10 protein-coding genes are annotated in these 16,486 nt (G+C 46.5%); 8 read left to right on the forward strand and 2 right to left on the reverse strand.

Annotated elements, in window-relative coordinates; translation table 11 throughout:
• Positions 1-13 precede the first annotated feature (13 nt).
• The gene (locus ICN10_RS03085) at positions 14-919 is read left to right on the forward strand and encodes an NAD kinase (RefSeq protein ID WP_216212464.1); all 906 of its coding nucleotides are present in this window, start codon (positions 14-16) and stop codon (positions 917-919) included.
• A gap of 26 nt (positions 920-945) precedes the next feature.
• Complete coding sequence (recN, locus tag ICN10_RS03090; RefSeq protein WP_216212467.1) at positions 946-2,616, forward strand: DNA repair protein RecN; 1,671 nt, start codon at positions 946-948, stop codon at positions 2,614-2,616.
• Positions 2,617-2,643: 27 nt separating this feature from the next.
• Here the strand turns inward: recN and glnE are convergent, their stop codons facing one another.
• On the reverse strand, positions 2,644-5,457 hold the full coding sequence (gene glnE / locus ICN10_RS03095) for a bifunctional [glutamate--ammonia ligase]-adenylyl-L-tyrosine phosphorylase/[glutamate--ammonia-ligase] adenylyltransferase (protein ID WP_216212472.1): 2,814 nt from the start codon (positions 5,455-5,457) through the stop codon (positions 2,644-2,646).
• 78 nt (positions 5,458-5,535) lie between these two features.
• Here glnE and ICN10_RS03100 point away from each other — a divergent pair, with 78 nt between their 5' ends.
• Genes ICN10_RS03100 through ICN10_RS03115 form a run of 4 tightly spaced genes read left to right on the forward strand, consistent with a single transcriptional unit; the run spans position 5,536 to position 13,196 of the window.
• Positions 5,536-9,690 carry a YhdP family protein gene (locus ICN10_RS03100; protein ID WP_216861047.1) on the forward strand — a complete coding sequence of 1,385 codons (4,155 nt, stop codon included), beginning with the start codon at positions 5,536-5,538 and terminating at the stop codon, positions 9,688-9,690.
• 6 nt (positions 9,691-9,696) lie between these two features.
• The gene (locus tag ICN10_RS03105; RefSeq protein WP_216212476.1) at positions 9,697-10,530 is read left to right on the forward strand and encodes a carbon-nitrogen hydrolase family protein; all 834 of its coding nucleotides are present in this window, start codon (positions 9,697-9,699) and stop codon (positions 10,528-10,530) included.
• 20 nt (positions 10,531-10,550) lie between these two features.
• Positions 10,551-12,041 (forward strand): metalloprotease TldD, encoded by a 1,491-nt coding sequence (gene tldD / locus ICN10_RS03110; RefSeq protein WP_255536791.1) that lies wholly within the window; start codon positions 10,551-10,553, stop codon positions 12,039-12,041.
• A 30-nt stretch (positions 12,042-12,071) separates the two neighbouring features.
• On the forward strand, positions 12,072-13,196 hold the full coding sequence (locus tag ICN10_RS03115; protein WP_215347654.1) for a 3-deoxy-7-phosphoheptulonate synthase: 1,125 nt from the start codon (positions 12,072-12,074) through the stop codon (positions 13,194-13,196).
• Positions 13,197-13,238: 42 nt separating this feature from the next.
• Here the strand turns inward: ICN10_RS03115 and ICN10_RS03120 are convergent, their stop codons facing one another.
• A complete protein-coding gene (locus ICN10_RS03120) occupies positions 13,239-13,808 on the reverse strand; it encodes a cob(I)yrinic acid a,c-diamide adenosyltransferase (protein ID WP_068320888.1) in 570 nt (189 codons plus the stop codon).
• A gap of 42 nt (positions 13,809-13,850) precedes the next feature.
• Between ICN10_RS03120 and ICN10_RS03125 the strand changes: the two genes are divergently transcribed.
• Together ICN10_RS03125 and glcE are read left to right on the forward strand one after the other, a co-directional pair.
• Positions 13,851-15,341: an FAD-linked oxidase C-terminal domain-containing protein gene (locus ICN10_RS03125; RefSeq protein WP_068320957.1), complete on the forward strand. Its 1,491-nt coding sequence runs from the start codon at positions 13,851-13,853 to the stop codon at positions 15,339-15,341.
• Positions 15,341-16,486, forward strand: a complete 1,146-nt coding sequence (glcE, locus tag ICN10_RS03130; RefSeq protein WP_216212478.1) for a glycolate oxidase subunit GlcE — start codon at positions 15,341-15,343, stop codon at positions 16,484-16,486. The genes ICN10_RS03125 and glcE overlap by 1 nt, the downstream gene beginning before the upstream one ends.

Consider the following 16,486-nt stretch of genomic DNA (forward strand, 5'->3'; position numbering starts at 1 on the left):
GTTTAATCGTTATATGTTAAGCCCATCCCCAAATTCCACCAAGAAGGCATTTAGCCGGGTTGCGCTTGTCGGCAAATTCCATGCTGACGGCATCGATGAGCACCTAAAGGACCTAGCTAAGCTGGTCAAGAGCCTCGGTTGCGAGGTGTTTTTAGAGGCGGCCACAGCCCAACACTTGGGTTTAAAAGAATTCCCCACCAAGACCGCAGAAGACTTTGCCGGCGCAATTGATTTGGTCGTAGTCCTTGGGGGCGACGGCACGATGCTAGGAATTGGTCGTCAACTGGCAGGAAGCAATGTGCCGCTGGTTGGGATCAATATGGGACGTCTGGGCTATATGACCGATATTCCCATTCAGTCGGTAAAAGACATCCTTCCAAAAATTATTGCTGGTGAATACGAAGCGGATACCCGTACATTGCTTGATGCCGTTGTTTTACGTAAGGGCAAAGAAATTAATCGCGCATTAGCGCTAAACGATGTGGTCGTAAATCGTTCAGGAATTTCTGGGATGGTGGAATTAGCGGTTCACGTTAATGGTTCATTCATGTACAACCAACGATCTGACGGTTTGATCGTGTCGACCCCAACTGGCTCAACGGCTTATGCCCTCTCAGCAGGCGGACCCATCTTGCATCCACGTGTTGCCGGCATCTTGCTAGCGCCAATTGCGCCTCACTCACTTTCGAATCGTCCAATCGTGCTGCCGCAAGACTGTGTAACCAGTATTGAGGTGGTTGACGGTCGCGAAGTCATTGTCAATTTTGATATGCAATCCCAAACTGATTTGCAATCGGGTGACAAGATTGAAGTTCGTCAATCCGACAAAACAATTACCCTATTGCACCCGCGCAGTCATAGCGACTACAAAACTTTGCGTGAGAAGTTGCACTGGAATGAGTACCCATCGACATTCTGATGTCGAGTTTTTTGCTACGCTAATACATGCTTCAAACCATCTCACTTCGTGACTTTGTCATTGTTGATCAACTAGAGTTAGATCTCACTAGCGGGTTTACCGTTCTGACAGGCGAGACTGGCGCTGGTAAATCCATCCTCCTAGATGCCCTTAGCCTAGCTCTGGGGGAGCGCGCTGATAGCAGTCAAATTCGCGAAGGCTGCAACCGAGCAGAAATCTCCGCCCTCTTTCGCATTGAGCCAGATCAGTCTAAAGAGTTGAGTAAATGGCTTGATGAGCAAGGTTTTCCACAAGAGGATGACGGTCAAAGCCTAGTACTCAAAAGAACGGTGGAGGCCAATGGTCGCAGCCGTGCTTTTATTAATGGCAGCGTTGCCACCTTGACGCAATTGCGTGAAGCAGGCGATCAATTAGTAGATATTCATGGTCAACATGCGCACCAACTTTTACTAAAGGGAGGCGCTCAACGAGAACTCCTTGATAGTCATGCTGGATTACTGCCGCTGGCCAGTGAGGTAGCAACAACATTCAAAACACTTGCAGATTCACGTCGTCGCCTTGAACAAGCAGAAAACGCTGGTCAAGATGTGGAGCGTGAACGCGAGCGCCTTCAGTGGCAATTGGATGAACTCACTGAGCTTTCCCCACAAGAAGGAGAATGGGCAACCATTCAAAGTGAACATGCTCGTTTAGCCAATGGCGCAAAGCTGATTGGCGGCTGCCAAGAGGCGATCGACATTTTGAGTGACGCAGATAATTCACTGGAATCCACTCTGTCTAAAGTATGTGGAAATATCAGTGCACTTGCTGAACATGACCCCAGCCTTAGTGACATCAGCCAATCACTAGAGTCAGCAAGTATTCAGCTGGACGAAGCGATTCATGGACTCAATCGCTACTTACAAAAAATAGATCTGGACCCGGCTCGCCTTGCGCAAGTTGAAGAACGCATGCAAGCATTGCATAGTGCTGCTCGTAAATACCGCACTGAAACTGATGATCTACCAAAGCTTCTGCTCGAGACAGGGGAACGGCTGGATGCCTTAACAGCCTCCCAAAATATTGAAGCGCTTCGCGAGCAGGTCAAGCTGGAAGAGGCGGCTTACTTAAAGCTAGCAAAACAACTTACACAAAAACGTAGCAAGGCCGCAAAAGAGCTGGGTGATTTAGTAACTAGCGCTATGCAAGATTTATCTATGGCAGGCGGTCGCCTGGAGATTGCTCTGGTGCCGCTAAACGAAGGTGGATCGCATGGCTTGGAGCAAATTGAATTCCTAGTAGCCGGCCATGCTGGTAGTACCCCTCGCTCGCTCGCAAAAGTGGCTTCTGGTGGTGAATTAGCGCGCATCAGCTTAGCTATCAGCGTCATTACCAGTAAGGCCTCATTTACACCGACTCTCATATTTGACGAAGTCGATGCTGGCATTGGCGGAGCAGTTGCCGAAACAGTTGGCAAGCTGTTACATCAATTAGGCCAGTCCCATCAGATCTTATGCGTAACCCATTTACCTCAGGTAGCCGCTCAAGGCAATCATCACTTCAAGATTAGTAAATCGCAAAGTGGCGAGAAGACCGTTTCGCAAGTGCAAGTCCTTGGCAGAACTGAGCGAGTCGAAGAAGTAGCCAGAATGCTTGGTGGAGCCACCATTACTGATACCACTCGTCGCCATGCTCGTGAATTATTAGAGCAAAACTAAAGTAACCATCTTAAGCAACAAGGTGCTCTAGCTCAAATTAGAGGGCGCTTTAAATATTTCTAGCCAAAGTGCTTGAACTGCATCCCTAGCAGCAATGAACTCAGGCTCTTGATCTAAATCGACACGAGTTTTTTCAGCTCCGTCTAAACGTAATCGATGTTGGCGCGCCCTTAATAAGCGATAAGCATCGCCAACAGATTTTGCTGCCTCAGGAGCAATCAAACCAATCTCACCAGCAATCTGTAACAAAGCAATATTACCGAGATTGCCGATCAATTTTGGATGCTGATGAGCATAAGCAAGCACTAAGAATTGGACCATGAATTCAATATCCACCATGCCGCCAGCGTCGTGCTTTAAGTCAAATTCTGGATTAGCGTTAGGGTGGCCCGCATGGACTTTGCGACGCATCTCTAAGATTTCAGAGCGGAGTTGCTCAATATTTCTTTGTTGGCTTAACACTTCAGAGCGAACCGAATCAAAGAATGAGCCCACCAGCGAATTACCCGCTGAGAAGCGTGCACGCGTGAGAGCCTGATGCTCCCAAACCCAAGCAGCATTGTCACCCTCACGAAGCTGATACTTCCTAAAAGCCTCCGCATTGGTCACCAAGAATCCAGCTGATCCATTGGGGCGTAAGCGGGTATCAATTTCAAATAGACTGCCGGTAGAAGTAAACGCTGTAAGCCAGTTAATCATTCGCTTTGCTAACAAAGCATAAATTTCTTGGGCTGCGTAATCAGCCTCATCTGCCTGATATAAAAAGATAATGTCTAAATCAGATGCATAGCCCAACTCTTTACCGCCCAACTTGCCATAAGAAATAACAGCAAAAGGTGGATTTGTATCGGCAGGTAACTCAAACTTCTTAAGCACGCTTGGCCATACTCGCTCAAAGGTAGTTTGCAGAATCAAGTCTGCCAGTGCTGATAAATGATCGCTTACCTGCTCTACCGGCAACGCTTGTTGCACGCCAATTCCTAGATCCGTCAATAGCGTAATGAACGTTTCATTGTGATGAGTCACTCGCAAAATATCCATTGCCTGCTCAGAGCCATCACCATCAGACATCACATCATCAAGCTGCATATTGAGATTGGATCTCACCTCACCCCAATACTTTGCCGGGTCCTCAATCAGCGCTCTTTCAGCTTGAGAATTTAATAAGTAATCTAACAAATGAGGATGACGCGTTAAATATTGAGCGCCCCATTGAGATGCCTTGAGTAAATCCAATACATTCGATAGCGCTCTAGGGTACTCGGCCAAAATAGAAAGATACGCACTGCGCCTAGCAATCGCCTCAAGCAAATCAAAGAAACGTAATAGCGTTTGATCTGCATGGGCTGAAGTAGAGCCATCATTTTGCAAACTTTCTGCGGCTTTACACATTAAGTTATCGAAAATTAAACGGCTTTTTTCAGGTAATAACTTTTGCTTTGGGCTATCTACCCAAGCCTGCCAGCGCGCACAAGAGCCAGGGAAGAATGCTTGATCAGGAACCCAGCCAATAGCTAAGGGGGCTATTTCAAGGCGCGCACCATCGTCCAACAAGAAGGCTTTTTCGAATAAGTGCGCAACATGATTTTGATGTTGTTCCAATTCGGCCATAAGATCACCCGCTTTGGAATCTCGACCTTGCATCGAAACCGCCAAGCGCGCACGCGCACTTTGATCATCTGGCAGGTAATGTGTTTGCTGATCATCCCAAACCTGAATGCGATGCTCTAAACGTCTTAGGAAGATATAAGCAGCTTGTAATGACTCCACCTCATGAGCAGGCAGAATATTGCAATGCTTAATGAGCTCTAACACTTCTAAGCTAGGGCGCACTCTAAAGCGAGGATCTGTGCCGCCCCTCATCAACTGGAACATTTGCGCTAAAAACTCAATCTCTCGTATGCCGCCGCGACCTAGCTTAATGTCACGCGAACGCCCTTGATGACCCGAAGATCTCTTTTCTGCTTCGGCCTGTATTTGTGCATGCAGATCACGAATAGAGGCAATAACGCCGTAGTCCAAATGCCTGCGATATACAAAGGGGCGAATCAGTTGATCAAGCTCCTTTTGACAATGAGCAAAGTCTGGGGATCCTGGAAGTGGCGCAATCAACCTACCTTTAATCCAGGCATAGCGCTCCCACTCTCTACCTTGCACCATAAGGTATTCCTCTAACATGTCTAAGCTGCATACCAAAGGCCCTGAATCGCCATTAGGGCGAAGGCGCATATCTACACGGAATACAAAGCCGTTGGCATCATGCTCAGCAAGTAACTTGATTAAGCGCTTACCCATTCGAGTAAACCACTCGTGGTTAGACAAACTCTTAGGGCCGCCAGTAGTCTCACCCTCATGCTCATACAAAAATATGAGGTCGATGTCTGAAGAGAGGTTTAACTCAAGACCACCCAATTTACCCATACCAACAACCATGAGAGGCATTTCAGATTGGGTCGTATTACTCCAAGGCAAACCAAAACGATTTTTGAGATCTTCTCGAATAAATGCAATCGAAGCAGAAACCGCCAATTCAGCAAAATTACTTAGTGCGTGGGTGACCTCATTCAAGTCAGCCAAACCATTTAGATCCCGAAATGCCACCCATAACATCAAGCGCTGTCTTGCCAAGCGCAAATTGGCCATCCACTCGGCCTCATCCTGCTCGTTGGATGCAGGAATTACTTGGCACTCGTCCAGTAAATTCCTAATACCTTGCAAATCAACCTGTTTTTGCCCCTGAATGGCAAGCCACTCGACCCATTCGGGGCGCGCACTTAGCCAACGTCGCGCATACGTCGAGTGCCGCTCCAAAAAATCGATTTGTTGGGAAAAATCATCCATCCCCCCATCTTAATCCGACCTTGAAATCCCCCGCCATAAGCTTGGCGATCAAGCTAAGGCTGACGGATAATAGAGGTCATGCTGCAAAACATTATTCCGCCTCGCCTTAAGAGCGCGCTTGCTAAACGTCCTCAAGGTTCGAGTCGAACTTGGCGTAAGCGTGCCTTGATTTTGGCGGGCGCAGTTTTGACCCTTTCTGTGCTGGTGCATGTGGGGGTGCGTTTTGTTCTTTGGCCTCAAATCGAGAAATCCAAAGCCTCAGTTGAAAAACTCATCAGCGCGCGAATTGGCGCTGATGTATCGATGGACTCACTCCATGTTTCATGGACTGGAATTAGACCCGATTTTGAAATCGAAGGCTTGCGTTTTAACGCCCCAGAAAAAACAAAACCTCTTTTATTCATACAAAAGATAAACGGACAGTTAAGTTGGGCTTCCTTTTATCATCTCGCACCATTTTTTCAAGAACTCACTTTTGAAGGCGCTGAAATTTATGCGCAACGCAATAGCAAGGGCACTATTAGTGTTGCAGGCATCTCGATTGATGGAAAGTCTAATGATTACTCTGCAGAGAATTGGCTTTTTTCTCAAAACGAAATTCGAGTAAATGACGTCAAATTATTTTGGGAAGATCAACTCAAGAAGAAGCCGTCTACTGCGATAGAGATACAAAGTCTTACTCTCAGTAACGGCATTCGCAGCCACATAGGCTCAATCAGCGCAACAACCCCCTGGACCAAGGGCCCACTCCAACTTGATATTGATTTAGTCCACCACATCGGCGGCCAAGCAGGCAATTGGCGCGATTGGATTGGAACTATCTCATGGAATTTAAATACTCTTCAACTTGGTCAGATTGCGAATGAATTTTCCCTCCCACTAAATACTTTAGAGGGCGCACTCAGCTCAAAGGGAAAGTTAAAAATTGATAACGGCAAGCCTGATGGTGGAGAAATTTATCTTGCAGCCGATGATTTAACAATTCAACTATCTAAGAATGAAGATGCAATTGCTCTTGGGCGATTAGAAACAAACCTGTCTCAGGAAACTGATAACGGAATGATCTCTATCACTACTAAGACATTTGCATGGCGTGATACCGAAAGCCCAAAATCAACTCCTTTGGAGCATTTAAGCCCCATGACTTTCCGCTGGAGACCACCGGCAGGCGATGAAGAAATTAAAGAGTTTGGCTTTTCATCGCCTAAGATTTCGGTAGAGGATATTGCTTTATTTGCCCTTAATCTTCCACTCTCTAAAAAAGTCCAACAATGGATTAAAGCTTCTAAAGCCGATGGAGAGCTGCAAGATCTGGATATCTCATGGTCTGAGAGCAAATCCCCTTTATCAGCATTGAATATCCCCGGCGGCTGGTTTAAATCAAGCAAACTAGGCTTTAATGTGAGTGCAAAACTGATTGACGTTAGTTTTGTCGGCATCAATAAATCCATGCCCTCCGTATCGAACCTGTCAGGATTTCTCGCTGCAGATCAAGCCAAAGGAAGCTTCACCATCCAATCCAATAATTTAGGAGTGGAGATAAATGATCTATTAGTGGATCCAAAAATAAAACTAGACAAAGCTAATGGTCAAATTTCCTGGTCAAAACAAAAAGGTAACTGGGTTATTAATGCAAAGCAGTTAGCGCTAAGTAATCCTGAGATTTCTACAACACTCAATCTGAACTACATCATTGGCGATGTTAAAAAGCCTGACTTCATGACGCTGGATATAGACTTTGCACAAGCTGATCTAAAAACTGCTTATAGATATTTGCCAGTTGGTATGGGAAGCGAAGTCAAAACCTATTTAAGAAAAGCCTTTGATGCAGGAGTAATTAAAAAGGGGAATCTCCATATTAAAGGTGACCCTAATGAGGTGCCTTTCCCAAAAGCAGGCTCCGGAGAATTCACGCTCAATCTACCAATCATTGGCGCAACCTTTAGCCCGGCGCCCTCCACATCACCCGCACAAGGTGTATGGCCCGCCTTTAATAACGTGAATGGCGTTATTAATATGCAGAATGCCAACTTTACGGTAGACATTGATCAGGCAAGCTACAAACAGGTTGCCCTAAGCAAATTCCATGCTGAGATACCAAGTGTTAGTGCAAAGCAATTAATCCTGACGGTAAATGGCGAAGCACAAGGCGATGCGCCACAACTCCTGGATTATTTATTTACCTCACCTGTCGGCAAGAAACAGGCTGAGCTTGAGAAAAATTTAAAGATTACAGGGCCTACCAACTTAAGTCTTGGCTTAAAAATTCCACTATCCGGTACTCGTGATACCAATACGGATATTCAAATTAACTTCCCTGGCAATAGAGTTCAGTGGGCCGACATACCTCCTTTTGAAAATCTCAAAGGCAAAATCCGCATTACCGAAGTCAATCCAGAATTCGAAGATATTACAGCTGAGTTTCTTGGTGGCTCCATTAAAATTTCGAGCACAACACCTAACCAAAGCAGCCAAAGCTACAGCATCGCAGGAAATATTTCTGCGAACTTTATCAAGAATTACTTTGCAAACGATGCAGCAGTACAAGCATCCCCTATTTTGCAATCCCTTAGTGGTGTGGCTAGGTATGACGGCGTTATTAATTTCAACAAGGGTAATAGCGAAACTAGCCTAAAAATCGACATGCGTGACTGGGGAAGTGCTGCACCCGCACCCCTGAAAAAACAGGCGGGCACCTTGATGTCTGGTCAGCTGAACCTTAAAACCTTTGCCAAAACAAAAAGTAATTCCAGCCGCCTCACTTGGGATGGAAAGATTGGTGACGCCTACTTTATTCAAGGCGAAATTGCTGGCGATGACCTCCCTCGTCAGGCTGTAGGCATTGGCGCACCCGCCACCCTTCCTCAACAGGGCATTGCACTAAATATTGTTAGCAATGAGTTGAACGCAGATGCTTGGCAAGAATTTTTGAGTAATCAAAGCAGAAAAAAATCTGGGGCAAGCGCTAACCCAAACACTACAAGCAATGTCCAAGTTTCGGCACAAGTAAAACAATTAACTTTGTTTGACCGCGTCTGGCAGGATATTAATTTGGCTGCAAGCAATAAAGGCGCTGCCTGGCAACTGCGCCTGAGAGGATCCCCTCAAGTTGCTGGCAATATCCAATATCAACCAGCTACAACATCTGATGGTAGTGACTTAATTAGCGGACGACTTGTGCGCTTAAAAATTCCTGAAGAGGTTGTTAGCGTAGCAATCCCTACAAAGCAAACTTCAAAAACCCCGCCGACTAAAAATAAAGTTGGCCCAGGATTGATACCTAGTATTGAATTAACCATTGACGATTTTGATTGGAACAAAGCACAGCTTGGTCAGGTAAAAATTAAAACCAAGACCATAGGCAATACTATTAATTTCGAATCTGTTCAATTTAACAATCCACAAGGTAGCTCAACCACAACTGGTCGTTGGGTTGGCGCTACGCAAAATACCCCTGCACACACCAACTTAAATATTGATTTAGATATTAAGGATGCGGGCCAGATTATTGGTCACTGGACCAATCAAAAGTCAGTAGAGGGCGGGCAAGGCAAGCTGACAATAAATGCGGATTGGGACGGTTCTCCTTTTAACCCTCAATATGAGACCCTGGCAGGCAAGGCAAATTTAAATCTGGAAAAAGGTCGCCTCTTAGAAGTTAATACCAGTGGCGCAAAGTTACTAGATGTTCTGAGTTTGCAAAGTTTGTTTAGGTTTGCCACGTTAGACCTAAAAGGTAGCCTAGGAAATATTGTTACCAAAGGTACGCCATTCAATACGATTGATGCCTCGTTTGATTTGAATGCAGGCGTCGCTCAAACCAAGCAATTCACAATGGGCTTAGATCAGGCGCGCGTTGCCATGACTGGGCAAATTAATATCCCTAAGCAAACTCAAGATTTACGTGTCACTATTTTTCCAACAATTGATGCTACCGCAGGCTCTTTAGCCGCATTTGCCATCAACCCAATCGTAGGTCTTGGCGCCCTTGTTGGGCAGTACCTCATTACCAGCCAAATTAATCGCAACCTACAGTCTGACTACTTAGTACAAGGATCATGGGATAACCCAGAAGTCATTCCGCTTGATCAAAAAGGTCAGCCGATTGATACAAAAACATTAGATACGATTCGTAGCAAGGACTTGCTTAAAGAGCAAAGCAAACCGGACAACACTACGGGGCCACAAACCAACCCAAACAATTCAAGCGCTCCAAATAAGACTACAAACTAGATTGCTATGAGTACACCTGTAAATTCCTCAAATCTCAAGGTCGCCTCTATTCAGATGGTCTCCACTCCGAATTTGCAAGAGAACCTTTCTACAGCAAGCAGACTCATAGCAGCGGCAGCAGCAGATGGGGCGCAATTAGCCGTTCTGCCAGAATACTTTTGCTTAATGGGTCTTAAGGACACCGATAAAGTCTCTGCACGAGAAAGCATTGGTAGCGGCCCTATCCAAGAGCAACTCTCACAGATTGCCAAACAGAACAAACTGCATTTGGTTGCTGGCACTATTCCGCTTGAGGCAAGAGATCCAAATAAAGTACTCAATACAACTCTTGTATTTGATCCTGCAGGCCAACAAATTACTCGTTACGACAAAATTCATTTATTTGGCTTTCAAACGGCAACCGAGCGCTATCAAGAATCAGAAACGATTGAAGCTGGAAATGAGCCGGGGATCCTAAATATTTCTGTTGATGGCAATAATTGGGCTTTTGGTTTAAGTATTTGTTACGACCTGCGTTTTCCAGAACTCTATCGCGCGCTAGGTCAGGTAGATTGCCACATCATCCCCGCTGCATTTACCTACACCACCGGAAAAGACCATTGGGAAATTCTGTTGCGCGCCCGAGCCATTGAAAACCAAAGTTATGTACTAGCTTCAGCCCAAGGTGGCAAACATCAAAACCAGCGTCGCACTTGGGGCAATAGTATGTTGATTGACCCTTGGGGCGAGGTCTTGGCCAATCTCCCTGAAGGAGAAGGCTTTATTTCTGGGGTCTTGTGCAAAGATAAATTAAACGAGGTACGCTCTAAGCTACCTGCACTTGCACATCGCAAGCTTTAAAGAAAGATTCGCCCAATCACATGAATGCACCAGAAGCACTATTTCCTGCAAATTGGACTAAAGCCAAAAAGCAAGCAGACCTCATTAAATTAGCCAAATCTATTCTGCTTGAGCCAACAGGATTATCAGAACAAGATTTGCATCACACCTTTGGCCATCTGTTTACCCATCGTCTTGATGATGCGGACCTTTACTTTCAACATACTCGCAGCGAGAGCTGGAGTCTTGAAGAGGGCATCGTTAAATCTGGCAGCTTCAATATTGATCAAGGTGTTGGGGTGCGCGCTATCTATGGTGATAAGACTGCCTTTGCCTATTCAGATGAAATTAATTTAGAAGCTTTAAGCAAGGCAGCAAAGGCAACTCGAGTAATCGGGCCAGCAGGTGGCAAGCAAGCAGTTGCAAGCAAATTATTTAATCCCGTATCCAATAAGCTTTACTCAGATATCAACCCCCTTGACTCACTACAGCCCAAGGAAAAAATCGCGCTACTAGAAAGCATTGAACGCAGAGCTAAGGCGCGTGATCCACGCATCATTCAGGTGATGGCAAGTCTTGCTGGAGAGTTTGATGTAGTTTTAGTAGTTAGGGCTGATGGCTTGTTGGCTGCCGATGTCCGCCCCTTGGTGCGCGTTTCCGTTCATGTCATTGCAGAACAAAATGGTCGCCGAGAATCTGGATCTTCCGGTGGTGGCGCGCGCCATGACTACCTGTACTTCGATCAAGAACTTATCAATCGCTATGTTGATGAAGCGGTTGATGGCGCTTTAGTAAACCTAGAATCACGTCCTGCCCCAGCAGGCCCAATGACTGTAGTGATGGGGCCAGGATGGCCTGGTGTCCTTTTGCATGAAGCAGTTGGCCATGGTCTTGAGGGCGACTTTAATCGCAAGGGCTCTTCTGCATTTGCCGGTCGAATTGGACAACGTGTTGCCGCAAAAGGTGTCACTGTAGTGGATGATGGCACCCTATCTGGACGTAGAGGCTCTTTAAACATCGATGATGAAGGCACACCTACGCAATGCACCACATTAATTGAGGACGGCATTTTGAAGGGTTACATTCAGGACAGCCTCAATGCACGCTTAATGAATATGCCCCTCACCGGAAATGGTCGACGAGAAAGCTTTGCCTCGCTTCCAATGCCGCGCATGACAAATACCTACATGCTGGCTGGCAAAGACGATCCTCAAGAAATCGTGGCCAGCATTAAACGTGGTTTGTATGCGGTCAATTTTGGCGGTGGCCAAGTGGATATCACCAGCGGCAAATTTGTTTTTTCTGCTTCAGAAGCCTACTGGGTTGAAAACGGCAAAATCCAATACCCCGTTAAAGGTGCCACCATTATTGGCAGCGGTCCAGAGTCCCTAAAACAGGTCTCAATGATCGGAAATGACCTCAAACTCGATGGCGGCGTAGGGGTTTGCGGCAAGGAAGGGCAAAGCGTTCCTGTTGGAGTTGGGCAACCTACCCTCCGAATTGACAGCCTTACCGTGGGCGGGACTGCCTGATATTGGCAAATTACGGCTTAAAATAGCCGGATGAGCCAACAAAATACAAATCCCGCTAATTGGTACTCCGCGGTCGACAAGACCTCCGATACCGACGATCAACGCATCGACAAGATTTCTGTTCTGCCTCCGCCAGAGCATTTAATCCGTTTCTTTCCAATTTCTGGAACACCAACAGAAGCGCTGATCAGCAAAACTCGCAAAAAGATTCGCGACATTATTCACGGTAAAGATGACCGCTTATTGGTAATTATTGGCCCATGCTCTATTCATGATCCACGTGCAGCACTCGAATACTGCCAACGTCTTTTAAGTGAACGCGAACGTTTTGCTGGCGAACTAGAAATTGTGATGCGTGTGTATTTTGAAAAGCCACGCACTACTGTTGGCTGGAAAGGTTTGATCAATGACCCGTACCTTGATGAAAGCTATCGCATCGAAGAGGGACTACGTCTTGCCCGCCAAGTGCTCATGGAAATTAATCGCCTCGGCATGCCAGCAGGTAGCGAATTCCTGGATGTCATCTCTCCTCAATATATTGCCGATCTGATTTCATGGGGAGCAATTGGCGCACGTACAACTGAAAGCCAAGTTCATCGCGAACTTGCCTCAGGACTCTCTGCACCGATCGGCTTTAAGAATGGCACTGATGGCAACATCAAGATTGCTACCGATGCTATTCAAGCAGCAGGTCGCCCACATCACTTCTTGTCTGTTCATAAAAATGGTCAAGTTTCTGTTGTGGAAACCAAAGGCAATAAAGATTGCCACGTCATTTTGCGCGGTGGTAAAGAGCCGAACTACGAAGCAAAGTTTGTACAGGCTGCCTGCTCCGAGCTAGAAGCGGCCAAGCTTCCAGCTAGTTTGATGGTTGACTTGTCTCATGCCAACTCAAGCAAGAAGCATGAGCGTCAAATCGTTGTTGCTGATGATGTTGCACAGCAAATTGAATCTGGCTCACATCAGATTTTTGGTGTGATGGTAGAAAGCCATTTAAATGATGGCGCTCAGAAATTTACACCAGGCAAAGATGACCCAAGTAAATTAGAGTACGGTCGCAGTATTACCGATGCTTGTATTAACTGGGATGATTCAGTGCAAGTATTAGAGCGTCTTGCTACTGCTGTTAAAACACGTAGAAGCAAGAAAAAATGATGCAGAAGTAATTTTGCAAGAAACAACACCAAAGAGACTAAATTACTTAGTCTCTTTTTTTTCGTGCTTCCAAAGAACATCAGATCCACCGGCTGCACGATTTAAGATGCGAGCCAACACAAAGAGCAAATCTGATAAACGATTCACATATTGTCTAGGGGAATCATACAAAGGCTCTTCCCAGCCTAAGCGGACAATCGAACGCTCTGCTCTACGGCAAACCGTACGGCACACATGCGCCTGTGCAGCAGCTCGAGTACCGCCTGGCAAAATGAATTCGGTCAAAGGCGGCAGCTGTTGATTGTATTTTTCAAGCCAAACATCTAACTGAGCTACATGCTCAGGATTGAGTAGCTTGTAGTTGGGGATGCAAAGCTCACCCCCCAAATCAAATAAATCATGTTGCACCTGCAGGAAAAGCTCATGCAATTCAGCAGAAATGCCTTCAGGAATCTGCTCAGTCATCAAAACTCCGATTTCTGAGTTCAATTCATCAATATCACCCATAGCGCAGATACGCAGATGATCCTTCTCCACGCGACTGCCGTCACCCAAGCCGGTCATCCCGGCGTCACCTGTTCTGGTGGCGATTTTTGATAGTCGATTTCCCATAAGCTTAATTATAGGTAAATGGCTAAAATGATTCTTATGAATATGGTGACCCCACCCCCCGAACTAGCCGCTATTAGCGCCCTTCAGTCCAAATTGGTTTCGGCTTTGCGCCCAATCCTTCCGGAACATGCCCTTCTATGGGAACCAGAAGACACTATTCCTTACGAATGTGATGGTCTGGCCGCCTATAGAAGGATGCCTTTGGCAGTAGCTTTGCCAGAAACCGAGGAGCAAGTAGCCCAGATTTTGAAGATTTGCTATGCAATGCAAATTCCTGTTGTGCCTCGTGGATCTGGAACTGGCCTCTCGGGAGGTGCAATGCCCCTTTCTCAAGGATTGGTGCTGTCATTAGCCAAGCTTAAGAAAATTATCAGTATTGATCCTTTTACTCGCACTGCAGTTGTTCAGCCTGGTGTTCGCAATCTTGCAATTTCTGAAGCAGTTGCACATCTTGGTTTGTATTACGCACCAGACCCTTCTTCGCAAATTGCCTGCTCTATTGGCGGCAACGTGAATGAAAACTCCGGCGGTGTGCACTGTCTCAAATATGGCCTCACCTTACATAACGTTCTGCGCGTCCGCGGAATACTAATGAATGGTGAGATCGTAGAATTTGGCGGCTTAGCCCCAGATGCACCCGGCCTTGATTTGCTAGCAATCATGATGGGCAGCGAAGGTATGCTCGCGGTTGTGACTGAAGTGACAGTTAAATTGGTTGCCAAACCAAAGTTGGCTCGCGTGATCATGGCAAGTTTTGATGACATCGAAAAAGGTGGTAACGCAGTAGCTGCCATCATTGCTGCAGGCATTATTCCTGCTGGCTTGGAGATGATGGATAAAGCCACCACTCGTGCTGTAGAGGAATTTGTCCACGCAGGCTATGACTTAGATGCAGCAGCTATTTTGTTATGCGAATCCGATGGCACTCCAGAAGAAGTTGCTGAAGAAATTGAGCGCATGACTAAAGTACTCGAACAAGCAGGCGCGAGCGGCATTCAGATATCTAAAGATGAAAGTGAGCGCTTGAAATTCTGGAGCGGTCGCAAGAATGCATTCCCTGCTGCAGGCCGCCTAGCCCCTGATTACTACTGCATGGACGGCACTATTCCCCGCCGTCATATCGCCACCTTACTCAAGCGTATCCAAGGCATGGAAGAAAAATACGGACTTGGTTGCTTAAACGTTTTTCATGCTGGCGATGGCAATATGCACCCTCTAATTTTGTTTAATGGCGCCGATCAGGAAGAGTGGCATCGCGCAGAAGAATTCGGTACTGAAATTTTAGAAGCTTGCGTTGAGCTTGGCGGCACTATTACTGGTGAGCACGGTGTTGGCATTGAAAAAATTAATTCAATGTGCGTGCAATTTGGTGAAGGTGAGCGTGAATCTTTCTGGGGCGTGAAGAGCGCCTTCGATCCTGAGAAACTTCTCAATCCAGATAAAGCAATTCCGACGCTCAACCGCTGCGCTGAATATGGCCGTATGCGTATTAGCGGTGGTCAGCTACCTCATCCAGAGTTGGAGCGCTTCTAATGAGTCACTCCAATCTACAAGTTGACGCATTTCGTGAACAAATTCTGAATGCAGCCAAGAATAAAACCTCTCTCTCCATTGAAGGCGGAGGCACAAAGTCCTGGTATGGCAATACCAATAACTATGCCAAGCTAGATACTCGCCCTTACTCGGGCATTTTGGAGTACCAACCAGAAGAGCTAGTGATTACCGCTTGTGCAGGCACGCCACTAAAAGAAATTGAAGCAGTCCTCAAAGAAAAAAATCAGGTGCTTGCGTTTGAGCCTCCACACTTTGGTGAGAATGCAACCTTTGGTGGTGCCATTGCAGCTGGTCTAGCTGGCCCTGGCCGCATCACCGTTGGCAATTTCCGCGACTTTGTATTGGGTGCTCGCATCTTAGACGGCAAGGGACAAGATCTTTCCTTTGGCGGTAAGGTCATGAAGAACGTTGCAGGCTATGACGTTTCTCGCTTACTACCAGGCTCCTTGGGCACCCTATCCCTCCTATTGGAGGCTTCAGTAAAAGTATTGCCAAAACCTGCTGCAACTGCAACCCTCCGCTGCCAACTCTCTCAAGAGAAAGCACTAAAAGCATTAAATGAATGGGCGGGTCAGCCACTACCACTTTCTGCTAGCTGCTGGATTGGGTCAGCTAAAGGTGGAGATGGAGAGCTAACCTTCCGTCTCGCGGGCGCAGCAGCTGCAGTTAAGGCTGCAATCCCACTCATGAGTTCTTTAGTTAATGCGACTGAACTCAATGAACAAGTTGCCGAAGACTTTTGGAATAATTTGCGCGAGCAAAAACTTTCTGCTTTTGGCAACCTTGGCGCAGATCAAACTTTGTATCGTCTAGCGCTGCCTGCTGCTTGTGGACCAATTGCAATTTCTGGTGCTAACGATAAAATTATTCTTGAGTGGCATGGACAACAACGCTGGATAAAGGCACCCGGTGATGAAGCTACCTTTGCAGCCATCAAAGCCATTGCCAATTCTCATGGTGGTCATACGACTCGCTTTAGACAGGGTGCAAACGTAGACCCTTCCTATCAGCGCTTTACCTTACTCACAGAGCAAGCCCATTCCAAGGCCCTTGAAGCCGTGCAAGAGCGCTTGAGATCCGCCTTTGATCCTGCTGGCGTATTTGCCACTAAACGTCTTCCATAA

The organism is Polynucleobacter sp. 86C-FISCH, from assembly GCF_018882415.1.
In the GTDB taxonomy this organism is placed as follows: domain Bacteria; phylum Pseudomonadota; class Gammaproteobacteria; order Burkholderiales; family Burkholderiaceae; genus Polynucleobacter.